The sequence below is a fragment of the Kribbella sp. C-35 genome (genome assembly GCF_046549195.1).
Lineage (GTDB): Bacteria > Actinomycetota > Actinomycetes > Propionibacteriales > Kribbellaceae > Kribbella.
In genome coordinates this window covers 1,311,819-1,331,012 of the sequence record NZ_JAJPWG010000001.1, presented here as the reverse complement: position 1 = coordinate 1,331,012, position 19,194 = coordinate 1,311,819, and the positions used below count along the sequence as shown (strand labels likewise).

The 19,194-nt window shown below is 68.5% G+C and carries 16 protein-coding genes; 5 read left to right on the top strand and 11 right to left on the bottom strand.

Features of this window, described 5'->3' with window-relative positions; translation table 11 throughout:
* Positions 1-332: 332 nt before the first annotated feature.
* Both ACLJOO_RS06835 and ACLJOO_RS06830 read right to left on the bottom strand, forming a co-directional pair.
* Positions 333-1,097 (bottom strand): hypothetical protein, encoded by a 765-nt coding sequence (locus ACLJOO_RS06835; RefSeq protein WP_410785949.1) that lies wholly within the window; start codon positions 1,095-1,097, stop codon positions 333-335.
* 3 nt (positions 1,098-1,100) lie between these two features.
* Complete coding sequence (locus ACLJOO_RS06830) at positions 1,101-1,649, bottom strand: peptidoglycan-binding domain-containing protein (RefSeq protein WP_410785948.1); 549 nt, start codon at positions 1,647-1,649, stop codon at positions 1,101-1,103.
* 168 nt (positions 1,650-1,817) lie between these two features.
* Between ACLJOO_RS06830 and ACLJOO_RS06825 the strand changes: the two genes are divergently transcribed.
* From ACLJOO_RS06825 to ACLJOO_RS06810, 4 genes are all read left to right on the top strand, one after another.
* Positions 1,818-2,993 (top strand): PucR family transcriptional regulator, encoded by a 1,176-nt coding sequence (locus ACLJOO_RS06825; RefSeq protein WP_410785947.1) that lies wholly within the window; start codon positions 1,818-1,820, stop codon positions 2,991-2,993.
* A 148-nt stretch (positions 2,994-3,141) separates the two neighbouring features.
* Positions 3,142-5,472: a molybdopterin cofactor-binding domain-containing protein gene (locus ACLJOO_RS06820; protein ID WP_410785946.1), complete on the top strand. Its 2,331-nt coding sequence runs from the start codon at positions 3,142-3,144 to the stop codon at positions 5,470-5,472.
* A gap of 7 nt (positions 5,473-5,479) precedes the next feature.
* Positions 5,480-5,962 (top strand): (2Fe-2S)-binding protein, encoded by a 483-nt coding sequence (locus ACLJOO_RS06815; protein ID WP_410785945.1) that lies wholly within the window; start codon positions 5,480-5,482, stop codon positions 5,960-5,962.
* On the top strand, positions 5,955-7,133 hold the full coding sequence (locus ACLJOO_RS06810) for an XdhC family protein (protein WP_410785944.1): 1,179 nt from the start codon (positions 5,955-5,957) through the stop codon (positions 7,131-7,133). The genes ACLJOO_RS06815 and ACLJOO_RS06810 overlap by 8 nt, the downstream gene beginning before the upstream one ends.
* Here the strand turns inward: ACLJOO_RS06810 and ACLJOO_RS06805 are convergent.
* The 6 genes from ACLJOO_RS06805 to rarD all read right to left on the bottom strand — a co-directional run bounded on the left by ACLJOO_RS06805 (position 7,107) and on the right by rarD (position 14,405).
* Positions 7,107-8,408 (bottom strand): cytochrome b, encoded by a 1,302-nt coding sequence (locus tag ACLJOO_RS06805; RefSeq protein WP_410785943.1) that lies wholly within the window; start codon positions 8,406-8,408, stop codon positions 7,107-7,109. The genes ACLJOO_RS06810 and ACLJOO_RS06805 overlap by 27 nt on opposite strands.
* Before the next feature lie 163 nt (positions 8,409-8,571).
* The gene (locus ACLJOO_RS06800) at positions 8,572-8,889 is read right to left on the bottom strand and encodes a hypothetical protein (protein WP_410785942.1); all 318 of its coding nucleotides are present in this window, start codon (positions 8,887-8,889) and stop codon (positions 8,572-8,574) included.
* Entirely contained in the window at positions 8,886-9,035 is a 150-nt protein-coding gene (locus tag ACLJOO_RS06795) for a hypothetical protein (RefSeq protein WP_410785941.1), read from the bottom strand. The genes ACLJOO_RS06800 and ACLJOO_RS06795 overlap by 4 nt, the downstream gene beginning before the upstream one ends.
* Positions 9,036-9,096: 61 nt before the next feature.
* Positions 9,097-11,199, bottom strand: coding sequence for a hypothetical protein (locus ACLJOO_RS06790; RefSeq protein ID WP_410785940.1), 2,103 nt, complete (start codon positions 11,197-11,199; stop codon positions 9,097-9,099).
* A 122-nt stretch (positions 11,200-11,321) separates the two neighbouring features.
* Positions 11,322-13,388, bottom strand: coding sequence for a PhoX family protein (locus tag ACLJOO_RS06785; RefSeq protein WP_410785939.1), 2,067 nt, complete (start codon positions 13,386-13,388; stop codon positions 11,322-11,324).
* Between the two features lie 99 nt (positions 13,389-13,487).
* Positions 13,488-14,405 carry an EamA family transporter RarD gene (gene rarD / locus ACLJOO_RS06780; protein ID WP_410785938.1) on the bottom strand — a complete coding sequence of 306 codons (918 nt, stop codon included), beginning with the start codon at positions 14,403-14,405 and terminating at the stop codon, positions 13,488-13,490.
* A gap of 108 nt (positions 14,406-14,513) precedes the next feature.
* Between rarD and ACLJOO_RS06775 the strand changes: the two genes are divergently transcribed.
* A complete protein-coding gene (locus tag ACLJOO_RS06775; protein ID WP_410785937.1) occupies positions 14,514-15,266 on the top strand; it encodes a sugar phosphate isomerase/epimerase family protein in 753 nt (250 codons plus the stop codon).
* A gap of 42 nt (positions 15,267-15,308) precedes the next feature.
* On the opposite strand, the gene ACLJOO_RS06770 is transcribed toward ACLJOO_RS06775, so the two are convergent.
* From ACLJOO_RS06770 to ACLJOO_RS06760, 3 genes are all read right to left on the bottom strand, one after another.
* On the bottom strand, positions 15,309-16,733 hold the full coding sequence (locus ACLJOO_RS06770) for a hypothetical protein (protein WP_410785936.1): 1,425 nt from the start codon (positions 16,731-16,733) through the stop codon (positions 15,309-15,311).
* Complete coding sequence (locus tag ACLJOO_RS06765) at positions 16,730-17,266, bottom strand: SigE family RNA polymerase sigma factor (protein ID WP_410785935.1); 537 nt, start codon at positions 17,264-17,266, stop codon at positions 16,730-16,732. The genes ACLJOO_RS06770 and ACLJOO_RS06765 overlap by 4 nt, the downstream gene beginning before the upstream one ends.
* A gap of 76 nt (positions 17,267-17,342) precedes the next feature.
* Positions 17,343-19,193: an HAD-IB family phosphatase gene (locus ACLJOO_RS06760; RefSeq protein ID WP_410785934.1), complete on the bottom strand. Its 1,851-nt coding sequence runs from the start codon at positions 19,191-19,193 to the stop codon at positions 17,343-17,345.
* Position 19,194 lies beyond the last annotated feature (1 nt).

Here is a 19,194-nt window from a genome sequence, read left to right as displayed (position 1 = left end):
GGATCAAGGCGAGCTCGAGCGCCGCCATGAAGAGATTCAGATGAAGCTGAAAGGCGTTCTGCGTAAGGTCCGAGCGGAGTTGCAGAGGTAGCTGTCGGGGGGATGTGCACTCTCGACAGGTAGAGCACCCTGAGACACCGTACACATCCACTACCGCGACGCTCAGGTGCACTACCCGCGGCCCGACACCACCTGTCGAACTTGCACACCACGACCTCGTGGTTGCCGGCGGCAAGCGGTCTCGACCGTTCCTGCTGGCGGCCGAGTTCAGGCGCCGGATGAGCAAAGCCCCGTGGTGTTGACCGCCACGGGGCCCTTCTACGTGCCGACCGTCAGGGGTAGGCGACGCGCATGCTCTTGACTGCTCCGGAGGGTAGGGCCCAGCTGGCGGAGGCGAAGCCTTCCTCGTAGCCGGAGTCGAAGGAGCGTACGACCGAGCGCGACGTGTTCGTCGTGGCCCGCGTGCAGGACGGGCTGCACAGGTCGGTGGTCTTCGAGGTGCTCGTGCCGTTGATGACGTGGCCGACCCGGACCCACCGCGGCTCGATCCACTGGCCCGAGGCGGGCTTGACGATGAGCTGTCCGCGCTCCTCGTGGTAGGTGCGGTAGCCGCGCTCGTACCGGTTGACGCAGACCTCGCCCGCGACGTACGTCACGCACCGGCCTGCGAGCTTGAACCACTGGCTCCAGGAGGCGCCGAGGTCCCCCCAGTCGCCCCAAGCGACATACGTGCTCTCGGACGTCAGGACCGGGGACCAGGAGGACGTCCACGCCGTCGTCTTCGGAGCGCATTCGCCGCCGGAACAGTACTCCGTGATGTGGCTGTTCCAGACGTAGTGGTCCGGTGTGATCGACTGGCCGGCGACGGGTGCGACGGACACCCGCCCGCGGTAGCCGGTGATCGACCCGGAGTCGGTGACCCGCTTCTGCACCTCGGAGCAGACCGAGCCGATCTCCGCGCCCTCCGGCGTCTTCATGGTCTTGCAGTTCTTGTCGTGAGCCTGCCAAGTGGTGGCGGCTTCAGCGCCGCCGGAGACGGCCACGAGCGTAGCGCCGGCAACGGCAAGGGCGGCCAGGGCGACGATGACTTTGCGCACAGTTCAGCAGGTCTTCCAGTTGTAGGCGGCCGAAATGAAGACGCCACTGGGCGAAGCGAACATCCAGTTCCCGGCATTGATCGGGCGCCGGACGGCGAAGAGGCTGTTTCCGTCGTACATCCCGTACTGGTAGCCGTCCGAGGTGTCCTGAAGGACGATGTTCTGCTGCGCTTTCGCGAAGGTCGCCTTGCCGACCGAGCCGTCCGCGGTGAGCCCGTGGTTCCGCTGCCATCTCACCGTGGCGGCGTGCGTCTGGTCGCCGAAGATGCCGTCGATGTCGGACCTCGGCAGGTAGCCGTCCGCCCAGAGGATGGTCTGCCACAGGCAGGTGACGTTCGAGGAGCGATGCGTGGCTACGTTGACGACGCCCTCGTCGCTCCAGTCGCCGGCCAGGGAGCCTTCTCCGTAGACGTAGGCGCGACCGGTGTAGGAGCCGCTGGCGGCGGCGGGGGCGGTGGTCAGGGCGGTAGTGAGGCCAAGTGCCAGGGCCACGGCGGCGGCCGGGGCGGCGGCGCTGCGGAGGACGCGTCGGCGGATGCTCTGCGAAGACATGGATTCCCTACTGTTGTCGGCGGCTGTTGCTGCGAACAGTAAGAACCTGTTGGAACAGGTCGCTGCCCGTACTCCGCCCGTACCCGACTGCTGCGAGGTCTGTGCGGTACTGCGACTGTGTGCGATGCTGTGCCGACTATGGGTGAGCGGGATGTTGCGTTACCGGTGGTGGAGCTGACGGTTGAGGCGTTGGCCGAGAGTGTGTTGCTGCATCTGCCGGCGTTGACCGATGCGTTGGTCGAGACGATCTACGAGCAGAACCCGGCGTATCGCGAGATGGATGCGGTGCCGCGGCAGGATCTGTGGCGGTCGTGTCATGACAACGTTGCCCGCGTTGTGCAGATGATTGCCGACAACGACGATCACTTCGACGCGGCGCAGGCGACCGGGCGGCGGCGGGCGGAGCAGCGGATGCCGCTGGACGACGTACTCAAGTCCTTCCGCCTCGGCGGGCGGTTGGTGTGGGAGGCGTTGATCGACGAAGCGCGCGCCCAGGGCGCGGTCGAATCCAAGGCCCTGCTGGATGTTGCGAGCAAGGTCTGGGAGGTCGTCGACCGAACGTCCTCGCAGGTCGCGGCTGCTTATCACGCCGCCGAACGGCAACTCGTCCGCGCCGACGAGCGCCGCAGATCGACCCTCTGGGAAGGGCTGCTGCACGGCCCAGGGAAGGATCGCGCCTTCATCCAAGAGGCAGCGACCGTCCTCGACGTGCCCGTGCACGGCGGTTACGTGGTGGTGGCGATCGACAACCTGATCGACGACGAGTGCACGACATCCTTGTTCGTACGGCGCTTTGCCGCCTTGCGGATCGCTTCCGCGTGGCAGGTACGTCCGCAGACCGTCGTCGGATTGCTTGCCGTGGGCACGGAATCCCCGGTCACGGTGGTGCGCACGCTGCGTGACGTCGTCCACGCGCCGGCAGGGTTGTCCGGCGTTGTCTCCGGGCTGGCCGAGGTGAATATCGCTTACAGGCAGGCGATGCTGGCCCGGCGTACGCTCCCGGCCGGTCAGATCGACGTGGCGGCTCTGATCGAGCGCCTTCCCGAGGCGTTGTTGCTGAGCGCACCGGAGTTGGCCGAGCAGCTTGTGCAGCACTGGCTCGCGCCGTTGATGACAGTACCGGCGCCCGAACGCGAACTATTGCTCGACACTCTGGACAAGTGGGTGCTCGCGGCGGGCTCCGTACGACGTACCGCGGACCTTGCGCACTGTCACCGCAACACGGTCATCAACCGCCTGCACCGGGTCCATCAGATCACCGGCCGTAACCTCAGCGACGAAGGCTTCCAGGTGGAGCTCGGCCTTGCGCTGCGTGCTTTCAGACTGTTCCCACCCTCTGCGTGACCGAAGTGCCGGGCTGTGCGTTGTGCACAGTAAGACCGCGCAAAACGTGGGCATCGTGGCCATGCCGCCGCGCCGATGACGGTGCCAGACTGCGTTCCCAGCATTGCTCGAGCACGGAGGAACCTTCATGGCCGAACATCGTCGTTCGTTGGATCGACCAAGCGACCAACCGGCCGACAGACGCGGTCTGCTGGGCCGGCGCAAGGTTCTCGGGTACCTGATCGCCGCGCCGACCCTCGCGGTCGGCGTGAGCTGGATGACGAACGAGTCCGACCCGCGCGCGGCCGATGCGGCGGTTCCCTCGCTGCCGCAGCCGGCGGACATCTTCGACCTCGGCGACCTGCAGAACCTCGCGGCGGCGCCGACGTCCGGACTGATCACGGTTCAACTGAAGTCCGACGGCACCGCGTACTTCGCCGTCCCGCGGGCCGAGGTCGGCCAAGGCATCACCACCGCGTTCGCGATGATGGTTGCCGAAGAGCTGGATCTCCCGATGGACAAGGTCGAGATCGCGCTTGCCGACGCGCGCCCGGAGTTGCTGATGAATCAGCTCACCGGCGGCTCGAACTCGATGCGCAGCATGTACCTCCCGGTGCGCACCGCCGCCGCGATCGCCCGGCAGCGCCTGGTGGAGACGGCCGCGACGCACTGGGGCGTCGAGGTCGGCAAGGTCACCACGCGCAAGGGTGTGCTGAGCGGTCCGAGCGGCCGTACGGCGACGTACGGCTCGCTGGCGAAGCTCGCCGCCACTGCCAAGACGATCACGGTGTCCGCAGAGCTCAAATCACCGTCCGAGTTCAGTGTCCTCGGGAAGCCGCGGAACCGCGTCGACGCCCACGACATCGTCACCGGCCGCAAGCAGTTCGCGATGGACCTGGACGTCCCGGGTGCGAAGCCGACGATGGTGGCGCGGCCGCCGACGATCAACGGGACGCTGAAGTCGATCAACAACCTCGCGGCGCTGCGGGCGCTGCCGGGGATCACCGATGTCGTTGGCATCACCCACGGTGTTGCGATCCGCGGCGAGACGTTCGGTCAGTGCATCGACGCGATCCAGAAGGTCGACGCGACCTGGGGCCCAGGCACGGTGGACAGCGAGTCCGACGCCACCGTGCTGAAGAAGCTGCGCGCGGCCCAGCTGCCGATGGCCGCTCCGGCACTGCCGTTGCTGACGAAGACGATCGACGCCGAGTTCGTCTTCGCGTTCGCCAGCAACAGCCCGCTCGAACCGGACTGCGCGATCGCGGACGTCGGCCCGGACAGCGCCGAGATCTGGTCCTGCCTGAAGGTGCCGATCGTGGCCCAGGAGGACATCGCCAAGCAGCTCGGGCTGCCGATCGACGCGGTCAAGGTGCACGTCATCCAGGGCGGTGGATCGTTCGGCCGGCACCTGTTCCACGACGTGGCGGCCGAGGCGGCGGAGATCTCGCAGAAGATGGGCAAGCCGGTCAAGCTGTCCTGGTCCCGCACCGACAACTTCCGCCAGGGCCGCACGCACCCGATGTGTACGTCGCGGGTGCGGGTGAACTACCTGGCCGGCAACGTGCTCACCTACGAGCAGCGCCATACGAGTGTGGAGACCGACTTCGGCCACGGTCTCGGCGAGATGATCACCGCGTTCGCCGCGGACCTCCCGGTCGGCGGCAACCTGTCGTTCGCCGAGACGATCTTCGCGCTCACCCAGTCGTCGCCGTACAACTTCGGCGTCACGACGCAGCTGCTCAACGAGATCCCGTTGAAGTTCAACACCGGCAGCATGCGCAACATCTACTCGCCGAACGTCGTCTGCGCCGAGGAGCTGGTGGTCGACCAGCTCGCCGCGAAGATGGGCCAGGACCCGGTCCGGTTCCGCCGGAACTTCCTCAAGGACCAGCGGTTGCTCGCGGTCCTGAACAAGGCGGCTGAGGTCGGCAACTGGGGCAAGGCGATGCCGAAGGGCACGGCGCAGGGCGTGGGTATCCACTCGGAGTACCGGGCGGCGGTCGCGACGCTGGTCGAGATCGATTGCCGGCCGGAGACGGTCACCCGGCCGGTCGAGGGCGAAGGCGTGACCGGTCCGCGGGTGACCAAGGCAGTGATCGTCGTCGACCCCGGGTTCTGCATCAACCCGCGGGGTCTGGAAGCCCAGATGTTCGGCGGTCTGCAGGACGCGATCGCGCTGGCGCTGACCTCGAGCCTGCACATCAAGAACGGCATCCCGCTCGAAGGCAGCTGGGACAACTACTTCTACACCCGGCAATGGAACTCGCCGGTCGACGTGCAGGTGGTCATCATGCCGAACACGAGCGAGAGCCCGAGCGGCGCCGGTGAGCTGTCGGTGGCTCCGGCCTTCGCCGCGATCGCGTGCGCCTATGCGCGGGCGACCGGCACGATGCCGACGTACTTCCCGATCAACCACGGCAAACTCAGCTTCGAGCCGTTGCCGTTGCAGCCGTCCACCCCGCAGTCGCCGACCGACGGCCTCGACCACACGTTCTGAGGAATCCATGCCTACGCACACTTTCAAGCTCAACGGCAAGCAGATCAGCGTCGAGGCCGAGGACAGTGTCCGGCTGCTGTGGGTTCTCCGGGACCTGCTCGGCGTCACCGGTCCGAAGTACGGGTGCGCACTGGAGGTGTGCAAGTCGTGCACCTCGCACATCAACGGCAAGGCGTTCAACCCGTGCTCGGTGCAGGTGAAGGACATCGACGCCGGGGACGAGGTCACCACCATCGAAGGGCTGCCGGCGACGGTCGGCAAGGACCTGCACCCGATGCAGGAGGCGTGGCTGAAGTACGACGTCGCGCAGTGCGGGTACTGCCAGCCCGGCCAGATCATGGCGGCCGTCGCGAAGGTCAAGCAGGCCCGGGCGGAGGGCCGCGACATCACCGACGCGGACCTCGACGAGCTGCGCAACATCTGCCGGTGCGGCACGTACACGCGGATTCGCGAAGCGGTCAAGGCGGGCGCGGAGGACATGGGTGCGTGACGTCCTCGCGCACGTCCGCCCTTGGTACGGAGAGCGGTTCGCGCTCGCCACGGTGATCGACACGTTCCGCTCGGCCCCTCGGCAGCCGGGCGCGTCGATGGCGGTGTCCGGGTCCGGTGTGGTGGTGGGCAGCGTCTCGGGCGGTTGCGTCGAGGCGGATGTCTACGCGGTGGCTGAAGAGGTCATCCGGACGGGCGTGCCCACGGTCCGCCGGTACGGCGTGTCCGACGATGACGTGTTCGCGATCGGCCTGACGTGCGGCGGTGTGATCGAGGTGCTGGTGGAACCGGTCGATCGGGCATCGTTCGCGGAGTTCGAGACCGTGGCCGCCGCGATCGACTCGGGTCGGCCGATCGCGGTCGCAACCGTGGTGACAGCGGGGGAGGACACGCTGTCCCGCGAGGTTGGTCAACCCACGCAGGCAGGCGGCCTTGGCCGGCGCCTCGTCGTCGAGCTCGACCAGGTCACCGGCAGCCTGGGCGATCCGGGGCTGGATGCGGCCGTGGTCGAGGACGCGGTGGCGATGCTCGGCAACGGCTCCACCGCGATCAAGCAGTACGGCGCGCACGGGGAATGCCGGCGTACCGAGGTATCGGTGTTCGTGCAGGCGTTCACCCCGCCGCCGCGGATGTTCGTGTTCGGGGCGATCGACTTCGCCGCGGCCGTGGCGCGGGTCGGCAAGTTCCTCGGCTATCACGTGACCGTGTGCGACGCCCGCGCCGTGTTCGCCACCCGGGCACGGTTCCCCGAGGCGGACGAGGTCGTGGTCGACTGGCCGCATCGCTTTCTGGCCGGTGCACTCGACCAGATCGATCGCCGTACGGCGCTGTGCGTGCTGACCCACGATCCGAAGTTCGACGTACCGCTGCTGGAGCTGGCCTTGCGGACGGACGCCGGCTACATCGGCGCGATGGGCTCACGGCGTACGCACTTCGACCGGCTGTCGCGGTTGCGGGCCGCGGGGGTGACCGAGGACGAGCTGGCCCGGCTGACCTCACCGACCGGTCTGGATCTCGGCGCCCGGACGCCGGAGGAGACGGCGATCTCGATCGCGGCCGAGATCATCGCGACCCGCAGCGCGGCGAGTGCCCGCCCGCTGTCCACGACCAGCGGGCGGATCCACGGCGAGGTGCTGGCCGGCTCGTCAGTGCGACATGAGCTCACGCACTGACGGGCGGTGGTCCTCGACGTACCCGCCGTCGGGACGCCGGACGATCCGGCCGGTCTCGATGCCGTGCGCCGCGATCTCCGTGTCTTGTTGCTGCAGGCCCAGGCAGACGCGGCGAGTGATCGCGAACGCGGCTGGCGGGCCCAGGATCAGCAGGATCTGGAACACCCGCAGCAACGTGTTGAACGAGAGATGGAACTGTACGGCGATCGTGTCGGCGCCGGCGGCCGCCCACAGGACGCCGTAGAAGACGATGCCCGCGACGCCGATGCCGGTCCGGATCGGGTTGGCGCGCGGCCGCTCGAGCAGGTCATGCTCCTTCTTGTCGCCCGTCAGCCGTTCCTCGATGAACGGGTAGACCGCGACGAGCGCGAGGAACAGCGTGCAGATCGCGACCGGCAACAGGACGGCGAAGGTGATCGTCCTGCCCCACCAGACGACCTCCCAGCCCGGTGCGAGCCGGAGCGAGCCGTCCAGGAAGGCGAGGTACCAGGCCGGGCCGACACCGGCCGAGGTGTCCGCCGGGTCGGCCGGGCCGTACAGCCAGACCGGGTTGATGGTCGCCGTCGCGGCCATGACTAGTGAGACTCCGACGACGAAGCAGAACAGGCCGGCCCGCTTGATCACGGCTATGGTCGCCGGGCGCCCCACGACGGTTCGTTCAGATTTCCGCCTGAGGGCGACGAAGAGTACGACGATCGCGGCGGGCAGGACGGCGATGTGCAGGGGGTAGAACCGCGAGATCACATCGCCGGGGAAGTCGCCTCCGAACAGCAACGACGACAGGCTGGTGCCGACGAACGGCGTCGCCTGCAGGACACCGTCGAGTACGGCGAGACTCGTGCCCGACGCCATGTCGTCCGGGAGTGAGGTGCCGGTGAGGGCTGCGCCCAATGTGATGACCAGCAGGCCGAAAACCACCAGCCACTTCAGGCGTCGCGGCCGACGGAATGCTCCAGTGAAGAACAGTTGCAGCAGGTGCAGCGTGATCGCCGCGACCATGATCAGCGTGGCCCAGTGATGGAGCTGACGGATCAGCAACCCGCCACGGGTCTCGAAGGTGATCGCCAGCGTCGAGTCCAGCGCCCGCGACATCTCCGTCCCACGCAGCGGACCGTACGGCCCGTCGTACACGACCTGCTCTACCGACGGTTTGTAATCCAGCATCAGCACCACGCCGCTGAACAGGATCACCACGAAGCTGTAGAAGGCGATCTGGCCGAACAACAACGACCAGTGGTTGGGAAATACTCTCGCTCGCAGGCTAGGACGCTGCATGCTCGACCTCCCTCGGTCACCCATACGACACCGCAGCCGGCGAGAGTGTGACGTCCCGTGTCACACATCACGTACCGCGAACGTGGCCGGTAGCTGTCTCGCCCGCCAACTCGAATCCCACCAACCCCGCCGCTGACGGGGACGATCTCCTGCGGATAGCGGGTCAGCGGTTCTGCCAGGTGGGGCTTTCGACGTAGTAGTTGTCGTAGAGGTCGCTGGTTATGGCTACCTCGGACCAGTTGGTTTCGCCGCGGTAGGCAGCTTCCAGGAGGCGGTAGTAGCCGAAGCGGGGCCTGGTGTTGGTGAGGACGAACAGGACCTCGGCCGGTTCGGTGTCGGCGGCCTCGAAGGCGTGGGCGGTGTTGGGTGGGACATGGAGGAAGTCGCCTTGGCGAGGTGCGGCCGCGCAGGCAGAAGTGCCGTTTTCGCGCCGCGAACGGCGGATTTCGGAGGTTCTGCCTGCGTGGGGATCCGCTATCACGACTTGAGGTTGGCGAAGCGGTTGCGGGTGTTGTGGGGGGCGCTCGGGTTCAGGCGGACGACCTCGGCGGCGATGTCCGCGACCGAGCGGTTGGCCAGCTCGCGGCGGTAGGTCAGCTCAGCGCCGCGCATCGCTTGCGAGATCACGCAGACCTTGGTACCGACCGTCAAGAGGCCCGGCGCCGGAGCGCCGGGCCTCGGGAGGTTGTCAGGTACGGCGGACCGCCAGGCCGTCGATCTGGTAGGTCTTGCCGGCTGTTCTGGTGGTCAGCAGCACCGATCCGGTCAGGAAGGTCGACGGGACCGGCAGCGGGACGACTGCCTGATACACGAGTGACGGGTTGCCGAGGTCGACGATGCCGACCGACTTCCCGTTGTAGTAGACCGTCAGGCTGCCGCAGGTCGAGCATTTCGTCGCCACCAGCCAGAGGCGCTTGGCCTGGACGCTGCTGCGCGCAACGGAGATCCCGGTCTTGGTGGTGACCGTTGCGGTGCCCAGGTAGTACGCCGAGTTGGTCGCCCGGGTCCATCCGGTCGAGGCGCTCATCGCGCGATCGTCCGACGGCCGGGAGAAGCAGCGGTCGGCGGTCCAGGCGGACAGGTTTCCGACGGCGTCCCGGGCCCGGACCGAGACGCAGTACTCGTAACCCGCTGCGAGGCCGATCGTGACCGAGGTGGCCGTCGTACCGGACTTCACCGGGGCGTACGCGCCGAAGTTCCCGGCCGTCGGCGCGATCCGCCAGCGGGTGTCGTACGAGCCGATCGGGGTGGCGCTGTCGTCGACGCCGGAGTAGGTGACGATGGCGGTCGCCGCCTTCGTCACGTCGAAGACCGGCCCGGTGATCTGCACCGTGGGCGCGGTCACGTCGACCAGCACGTAGCGGAACGCAACGCTTGCGTGCCCGTCGGCGTCGACCGCCTTCACCAGGAACTTGTGCGAGCCGGCCGACAGTCCGCTCTTCTGGTACGGCGATGTGCACGGGACTGCCGCCGTGTCGTCCAGCTGGCACGTCGTGGTCACCGGACCTGCCATCCCGTTGGTGTCGAAGGGGATGCTCACGGTGCTGCCCTGCGGCGTGGAGGTCGACCCGAGGCTCACGCGGGCGCCCTGCCACACCGCCGACCCGATGCGGTCCGTGCCCTGCGTGCGGTAGATGGTCTCGCCCGTTCCGAGCGTTCCGTCGGCCCCGACCGGGAAGGTCACGAGGGCGCTGCCGCCGAAGGCGATCGGCTGCGTCATCAGCACCTCGGAGCCGTCGGGTGACCACGTGATGGCCGCCGGCCGCTGCTCGGTCGCGGTGCCGAGCTTCGGCGTACCGCCGATGACCGGGACGATCGCGGGGGCGTTGCCGTCGATGTACGCGATCCAGCGGTTGTCCGGCGACACCGACGGCATGGTGCTCTGCTCGGTGCCCGCGATGGTACCGAGCACGACTCCGGCGGCCTTGGCCTGGACGACGGCCAGCCGGCCGCTGATCTGGTCCTTCACGATCAGGTTCGAGTTGCTCACCCAGGTCGGCATCTGCAGGTTGCAGCCCACCCGGACCGGCGTCCCGCCGGTCGCGGCGACGATCTCCACGCAGGAGCCGGCGTTCGGCTGCAGCCGCTCGAAGGCGATCCTCGACCCGTCCGGCGACCAGGCCAGGCGGATGATCCCGGAGGAGCCGTCGAGAATCTGCACCGGCGTCGCGTGCGGGATGTCGGCCCGTACGCGCCAGATGGCGAGCTGCCCCTTCGCGAAGGCGATCTCCCGGCCGTCGGGGGAGGCGGCGACGACATCGCCGATGACCTGGGTCGGGCCGTCCGGCGCGAGCGGGACGACCTGCTGGCCGCCGGGTACGGCGATCTGACCCGCGTACGTGCGGGTGTTGCCGTTCTCGAGCCAGATCGTGTGGCCGACGGTGATCGCCCGATGCGCCGGCGGCAGCGTGATCGGCGTACTGGCCGGACCCTCGCCCTCGGCGTTCGTCGCGGCGACCGAGTAGGTCGCGCCCGGAATGTGCTCCGACTCGTGCCATTGGTACCCGACGTCGTTCCATGCGGGCTGCCAGGGCAGGACGGTGTCGGTGCCGCCGACGACCCGGTGGATGGTGTAGCCGGTGACGGCGTCGTCGTTGGCGTCGGGCGCCGCCGTCCAGCGCAGGTCGACGCCGGTCAGGGTGCCGGCCAGCTTGACGTCCAGCGGGACGGACGGCAACTTCGCCGCTCGAGTCACCTTGGTGGGGGCGGGAATCGCGGAGGCCGGCAGGGTCGCGGTCAGGCCGACGGCGGCCAGCACGATCGGCGCGAGCACTCGGAAGGTCGTGCGCACAGGGTTCCTCGAATCGGGGACGGCGAGAACCCGACGGGTTCTCGTTCGCCCGTATATCGAGGTGCTCGAGTCTTTGTTACGGCGGTTGCATCAACCTGCAACCGCCGTAACAAAGAGGTGGCTCAGCTGCCGACGCGGCCGCCGTCGCGGCGCCAGACGCAGGCGATCGCGGGGCGCGGGAACTTGTCGGTGTGCGGCCAGGTCGAGCTGGGCTTCTCGAAGGTCGCGGTGTCGGTCTCGCCCGGGTGCTGTACGGCGACGAACGCGGTCTTGTCGTCGTCGGAGACCAGCGGCCCGCACGCCTCGGAGGCGAACGGCACGGACAGGAACTGCTTGACCTGGCCGCGGTTCGGGCCCGCGACCGGGACGGTGAAGATGCCGTCGTTCGACCCGAGCACGTTGCCGTCGGTGGAGATCCACAGGTTGCCGGAGCCGTCGAACGCGACGTTGTCCGGGCAGGAGATCGGGCTGACCTTCGACTTGTCGAAGCCGCCGAAGTACGTCTCCTGCGCGGCCGGGTCGCCGCAGACCAGGAACAGGGTCCAGAAGAAGCCGGTCTTGGCCGCGTCGTCGCCCTCCTCGCTGATCTCGAGGATGTACCCGTTGCGGTTGCCGGCCTTCTCCACCAGCGGTCCGCCGAGCGTCTCCCGCACGTGCGACACGGCGCGCGGGTTCGCCTCGTCGACCGGGAAGCTGCCGCCGCGCTTGTCGTTGTTCGTCAGCGCCGCGTAGATCCGGCCGTTGACCGGGTTCCGCTCGACGTCCTCGGGGCGGTCCATCCGGGTGGCGCCGACCTTGTCACCGGCGACCCGGGTGTTGATCAGCACCTCCTGCACGGACAGGCCGTCGACGAACGACTTCGTGTCCGAGGTCAGCGGGATCCACTGGCCGATCCCGTCGTACACGCCGTCCGTGGTGCCGTCGCCGGTGAACTTGGCGACGTACAGCGTGCCCTCGTCGAGCAGGCCGAAGTTGTTCTTGCGGTTCTTCGGGTCGTACTTGCCGGCCGAGACGAACTTGTAGAGGTACTCGCCCTTCTCGTCGTCGCCGGTGTAGACCGCGATCCGCCCGTCGGCGGTGATCGTGACGGTCGCGCCCTCGTGCTTCAGGCGGCCGAGCATGGACCGCTTCTTCGGCGTCGACCGCGGGTCGTACGGGTCGACCTCGACCACCCAGCCGGACTTGTAGACCTCGGTCGGCGTCTTGGTCAGGTCGAACCGCGGGTCGACGACGCTCCACTGCCGCGCGGACTTGGTCGCGGTCGTCGGTACGCCGTACCGCTTGTAGGAATCCACGTGCTCGGCGGGGATGGTGCCGCTCACGTCGTAGTACCCGTTGAAGTTCTCCTCGCCGGACAGGATCGTGCCCCACGGCGTGACGCCGCCGGAGCAGTTCCCGAAGGTGCCGTAGGCAACCTTCCCGACGCGGGCGTCCGCGGCCGCCGGCCCGGTCACCTCGAACTTGGTGGATGCGGTGATCCGGCGGTTGTAGCGGGACAGCTGCTGGTCGCGGCGCCACTGGCCCTTGCGGCCGACGCGCTCGATCTGGACGACGGCCATGCCGTGCGCGGCCATCCCGATCTTCGCGATCTCGGCGGTCGAGTACTTGCCGGTCGGGAACATCAGGTTCTCGTCGGTGTACTCGTGGTTGCAGACCAGCAACGCCACCCGGTCGTCGCGCAGCGGCACGATCATCGTGTAGTCGTTGTTGTACCCGAACTGCCGCGCCTGCGCCTCGGCGGACTGCTTGTACGGGTCGAACTTCGGCGCGCCCGGCAGCACCGGGTCGCCCCAGCCGATGATCACGGCCTGGTCGTACCCCTGCGGCACGACGATGTCGTCCTGACGGTTCGGCGGTACGACGCTGTGCGTCAGCTCACCGCGGTGGCCGAAGCCGGGGAAGGCGCCGTTACCGGATCCGCTGCCGGATCCGTGGCCGACCTGGTCGGCGATCGCCGGCGCGTTCACCGCGAGCGTGGCGACACCGGCGGCGCCGACGCCGGCCGCGCCGATCGCGAGCACCTTGCGGCGGCTGAAGGCGGAGCGCATCACGGTCTGGATGTGCTCGTTGCCGGACGTGTTCGGCTCGGGGTGGTCGCACTGGTTCGCGCACTTGTACTCGCAGGTGCGCAGGGAGCGGGACCCGTGGCGGGTGCCGATCTGACTGATCAGCGGCAGGAACTTGGTCACGATCAGCGACCCTAGGGAAGCTGAGAGCCTTCTCAGTGAAGGTCAGGTGAACGTCACGCGGCTTAGGTTGACCTAAGAAAGCGAAGCGCGGTCGAACAATCACACTGCGGAAGCAGTGACCGCTGTGCGTTCGAGGGCAAGGTTGCGGCGCCGCGTGTGCATGCTGTCGAAGGTGAACAGCGCCAGCGCGACCCACACCAGGCCGAAGCCGGCCCAGCGCATCGGCGTCATCTGCTCGTGGAAGATCACCAGGCCGCAGACGAACTGCATGATCGGCGCGATGTAGTTCAGCAGCCCGAGCGTCGTCATCGAGACCCTGGTCGCGGCGGCCCCGAAGAGCAGCAGCGGTACGGCGGTGATCGGCCCGGTCAGCAACACGAGCACGAGGTACGCCGTCCCGTGGTGGGTGACCGACGCGTCGCCGTGCAGTCCGAGAGCGATGATGCCCGCGACCGCGAACGGTGCGACGGTGCCGGACTCGATCGCCATCCCCTCGATCGCACCGGCGCCTGCCTGCTTCTTCGCCAGCCCGTAGAACCCGAACGAGAACGTCAGGATGATCGCCACCCACGGCGGCCGGCCGTTCTCGACGGTCAGCCCGGCGACGGCGACGAACGCGATCCCCAGCGCGGTCCACTGCACCGGCCGGAGACGTTCCTTGAGGACGAAGACGCCGAGCAGGACCGTGAACAGCGGCGTGATGAAGTACCCGAGCGAGGTCTCCACGACGTGACCGTTGTTGACGGCCCAGATGTAGGTTCCCCAGTTCGCCGAGATCAGGAACGCCGCCGCGATCAACGGCCACCGCCGTCGCGGTTCCGCCAGGAGGGCCTTCACGGCCGCGAACTTCCGCAGTACGAGGACCAGGATCACGATCGTGACCAGCGACCAGAGCACCCGGTGGGCCAGCAGTTCGAGAGCCCCGGACTGGTCGAGAAGCTTCCAGTACAACGGGAACAGACCCCAGATCAGGTACGCGGCGAACCCGTAGGTGAATCCTTTTCGCTGATCTGGCACGGTGCTCACCCTATGCCTACCGACAGTCGCATCCAATCGCTTTGCTCATGACGTGAGACGCCCTGGTGCGATGCGGTTGGATAGAGGGGTGCAGACGAGGAGGCGCGCGTGGGTGTGAGGACCGGTCTGGTCTCGGTGACGTTTCGCCAGTTGCCGGTCGACCAGGTGGCGGAGGTGGCGGCGAAGTCCGGGCTCGCGGCGATCGAATGGGGCGGTGACGTGCACGTCCCGCTCGGCAACCTGGTCAACGCCAAGCGGGTGCGGAACCTGACCGAGGTGCACGGCCTGCAGGTCGCGGCGTACGGCTCGTATCTGCGGGCCGGCAGCGTGGACCGCGAGGAGATGCGCTCCGCGATCGCCACCGCCGAGGCGCTCGGCGCGCCAAGGATCCGGGTCTGGGCGGGCAATGTCGGTACGGCGGATGCGGGCGTCGGCGACCGGATGGCCGTGACCCGTGGACTGGGCGAGCTCGCCGACATGGCGGCCGGTGCGGGGATCGAGATCGCGATGGAGTTCCATCGCAACACGCTCACCGACGAGGTCGACTCGACGATCACCCTGCTGCTGGACGTCGGCGCACCGAACCTCACGACGTACTGGCAGCCGCCCGTCGATCTCGACGACGCGCAGTGCCTGCAGCAGCTCGAGGCGCTGATCCCGTGGCTCAGCACGGTGCACGTCTTCTCGTGGTGGCCGTCCAACAACCGGCTGCCGCTCGCGGCCCGGGAGTCGCTGTGGCGGCCGGTTCTGGACCGCCTCGCCGCCGAGCCGCGCGAGATCAACGCACTGCTGGAGTTCGTCGCGGACGACTCACCCGAGCAGCTCGCCAAGGACGCCGCCGACCTGCACAGCTGGGTCTAGTAAGCCAGCCAAGTCCTGGTTCGCCATGTAGATCGCCAGGTCCTAGTCGGGCAGGTAGATCGCCAGGATCAGCGTTCCCTTGGTGGGTTTGCCTTCGGTGATCGTCAGGGTGGCTCGCTCGGACGGGCCGGCGCCGTAGGGGTCCCAGCCGATGCCCATGTCGCCGACGTCCGGAGTGACGCTGACGCCGGATTCGGTCTTGCCGACCGTCAGGCTGGCCTGGAGCTGGCCCGTGCCGAGCGGCGAGCCTCCGTAGGCGACGATGTACGGCTGATCCGCCGGAGTGCCGGTTGTGATGGTTCGAGCCGGGCCGGGCGCGGTCTTCACCTCGGCGAGCCGGTACCGGTACCCGGACACCTCGGTCTGCTCCGGGAGCTCCATCCCGTCGATGACGCGCTGCGGCCCCTGGAAGTAGACGCCCAGACCCAGCCGGACGTCCGGCGGCATCCCGATGAGGTGCGGGCTTGTCGGCAAGACCTTCGCGATCACGTCGACGCGTTGCCCAGCCGGTACGGGCGAGGCGATCGTGAGACCGCCGCCTTTCCCGGCGTCGGTCGAGTACGCGTCGCAGGTGGCCTTGATCGGCTGCCTGGGGCCGATCCGCATCTCCACGGTGTACGGCGGGTTTTCGCCGTCGGTGCCCGCGTTCGCCGTGCAGAACGGGCGCAGGCCCAGCTTGGCGCTGGTCGCAGTGAAGCTGAACCGCACCTCGAGCTGTCCCGGGTCAGCGACCCCCGCGGCGGCCAGGGTGTCGCCACCGATCGTCTTCCGGTAGACCACACCGTCCTTCTGGTACGCGCCCGCGTCGACCGGGGCGAGCCGCGCCGGTGCGCCGTTGCTGCTCGGCGGGTTGGGCGGTGTGGAGTAGATGCCGAACCAGATCCGGCCGTTCTTACCGGCCGGCTTGCCGGACTCCAGGTCGATCAGCTCGGCGGAGACCTGCGCCGGCTTGCCGACCGGGGAGGCCAGCCAGAAGGCCGAGTCCGGCGCGAGGGTGACGCCGCTGTCCATCGTCCACGAGTCCAGGCTGGTGTCGCAGGTCGCGTTGCCGACGTACCAGCCGTTGATGCGGATGCGGATCGCGGACATGCCGGCGACGCCCTCGCAGTTGGCGTGGACGGTGATCGAGTCCGTGGTCGGGGTCCACGCGAACGACAGACCGCTCTGGCCGCGGTCGCCGATCCATGCCTTGAGCAACTTGTCGCTGCCGACCGTCCCGGGGACCGTGAGGCCGTCCCGGGTGTAGTCCTCGGGCGGGTTGTCGGCCGGTGGCGTCGGGCGCATGGTGGGGACGAGACTGGCTGCGACCGCCGCGAGTACGGCGACCACGCCCAGCGCGGTGAAGGCGCGACGCTGCTTGGTGCGGCGGATCTTCTGCTGCACACCGGGCAGGAGGTCGCCTGATTGGTGGTCGGCGTCGGCGGCGCGGGTGGCGAGCTCGTCGCGCAGGTCCTGGAGGTTCATCACGGGGTCTCCAGATCTGCCGGGGAGGCAAGGGAAGGGTCGAGACGGAGCTTGGCGAGAGCCTTGGCGGTCTGGCTCTTGACGGTGCCGACGGAGCTGCCCATCAGGCGGGCGGTCTCGGCCTCGCTGAGGTCTTCGTAGAAGCGCAGTACGACGACCGCGCGTTGCCGGCGGGGGAGGCGGCCGATGGCGTCCCAGAGGTCGAGTCCGTCCTCGCCGTCCGCGGTCGGGGCGTCGGGCAGTTCCTCGGTCGGGATCTCCCCGTTCCAGCGGCGGCGCCACCAGGAGGAGTACGTCGTGACCAGGATCCGCCGGACGTACGGCTCCGGGTTGTCCTCCCGGATCCGGGACCAGTGGAACCACGCCTTCGCCAGCGCGGTCTGGACCAGGTCCTCGGCCAGCGCATGGTCGCGGGTCAGCAGGTAGGCGGTCCGCAGCAGGGCCCGCGAGCGCGCGGCGACGAACCCGTCGAAGGTATCCGTGCCGTCGTGCACCGCGGTCACCCCCGTCACCAAGACGCCGTCATCGATGCTCACATCCTGCTGGACCGGCTGGCCGTTCCAGATGGTTGCCTGCCTGTGTCGGAATATCTGCAACCTGCGGCGGAGGATGTCAGGTGGTGCGCTCTGAGGTCCCGCGGCGCGCGGTGGCCGCGGAACCGGCCGGGGTGGTGAGGCGGTCGGGGGGTGAGAGGTGGACGACGCGGTTCAGTTGGCCCATGTCGCGGAGGATCGTGTGGGACGCCGCGGCTGCTGCCGTGCCGGGCTGGTAGCCGGCGGCGAAGCCGACCGCCTCGAACATGTCCACGTCGTTGCTGCCGTCCCCGATCGCGATCGTGCGTTCGCGGGGGATCCCGAGTTCCTCGTTCCACCCGCGGATAGCGGTGGCCTTTCCGGGACCGTCGATCAGACCGCTGACCTCTCCGGTCAGCACGCCGTCCTCGATCCCGAGCTTCCCGGCCGCGTACCGCTCGACGCCGAGCCGCTCGGCGAGCGGCCCGACGACGGCGTCGAACCCGCCACTCGCGATCGCGACCTCGTGGCCCGCGGCCTTCAGGTCGCGGATCAGCTGTTCGGCGCCTTCGCTCAGCTCGATGGTGTCTGCCACCTGGCGGACCAGTGACGCGTCGACACCACGCAGTACGGCGACCTTGGCGCGGATCGACGTCTCGTAGTCCCCGGCCTGTGCTGCCTGGACCTCGGGCAGCCGCCCGGCCAACTCGGCCAGCGTGTCCAGGGTGTCGTTCTTGCTCAGGGTCTTGTCGACGTCGAACACGAACAGGTGCCTCTGCATCGGGACCATCGGCTGCCGCGGATCCGTCGTCCGGCTCTCCGGAGTCAGCGCCCGGTCCATCGTCGAGGCGACCTCGTTCCGCAGCGACGGCAGCCACTGCCCGCGCGCCGGGTCCCACACGCCGTTCGACGGCTCGGAGGCACCGTCCAGGAAAGTGCTGATGGTTTCCGTCATTTCCTTGAATTCCGGATAGTCCTGCAACTGCGGGATCCGCGCCCGCAGTTGCCGGAAACCCTGGTCCCAAAGGATTTCCGTCTCGTCGTCGCGGGCCGGCGGCTGCCCGTAGAAGCGGTACGGCTGCGGCGGGCCGCTGCGGCCGGCCTCGCGCCAGTGCCAGTTCTCCGCGAGCGCTTTCCGGAGTTTGTCGCCGTCCACCGGACAGGTCCGCGCGATGTAGTACAGATCGGCGATGTCCTTGAACCGGGGCGCGGCGATGCCGTCGCCGACGCCCGGCTGCAGCGCGAGGGCCGCCATCTTGTCCGCCGCCAGGTCCGCCACCGGTCGCAGCAGCGGCGTGATGGGCTTCAGACCGGGAAGCTGTACGCCGACGATCGACCGCCGGGCCCGTTCGGGCTCGCTGGACCGCTGGATCATGGTCGGCATCTTCACGTCGACCTCGATCGTGAAAGCGTCCCCGTCGCGGCGCAGGCCGAGCGGTCCGCGGCTGTCGTCGACCGGCTGTACGTCGATGGTGAAGACGGCGTGCCCGTGGCCGGCGACCTCTACGTTGCGGGTCGTGTAGCGGACCAGCCCGCCGAGGCCCTCGCCGCCGTCGAGCGGGTTCTGCCGCATCGGCGCGACCGCGAGGACGGACTCACGGACCCGGGCCAGGTACTCGTCGTCCGGCAGGTGCCCGACCGCGTCGTTGTAGACGTCGAGGTCGTTGGCGGTGCGCGCCATCGCGTAGACCGGGTCGACCTCGGACTCGGCGTCGGCAGTCCCGGACCAGGTCTCGGCGTACGCCGGAAGCGGGTTGGAGCCGGTGTTCTTCCAGGCGTCACCGTCCCGGTTCAGCTGGCAGAGGAAGTCACCGACGACCAGCTGCCGCTTGGCGCGGTCGACCGGGAACTTCGGGCTGCCGACCTGGCGGAGACGCCCGATCAGCCGGCTCCAGCGCGGGAAGGCGCCGCGGAACTGCTTGCGGTCGAGGTGACCGTCGTACCCGGGCATG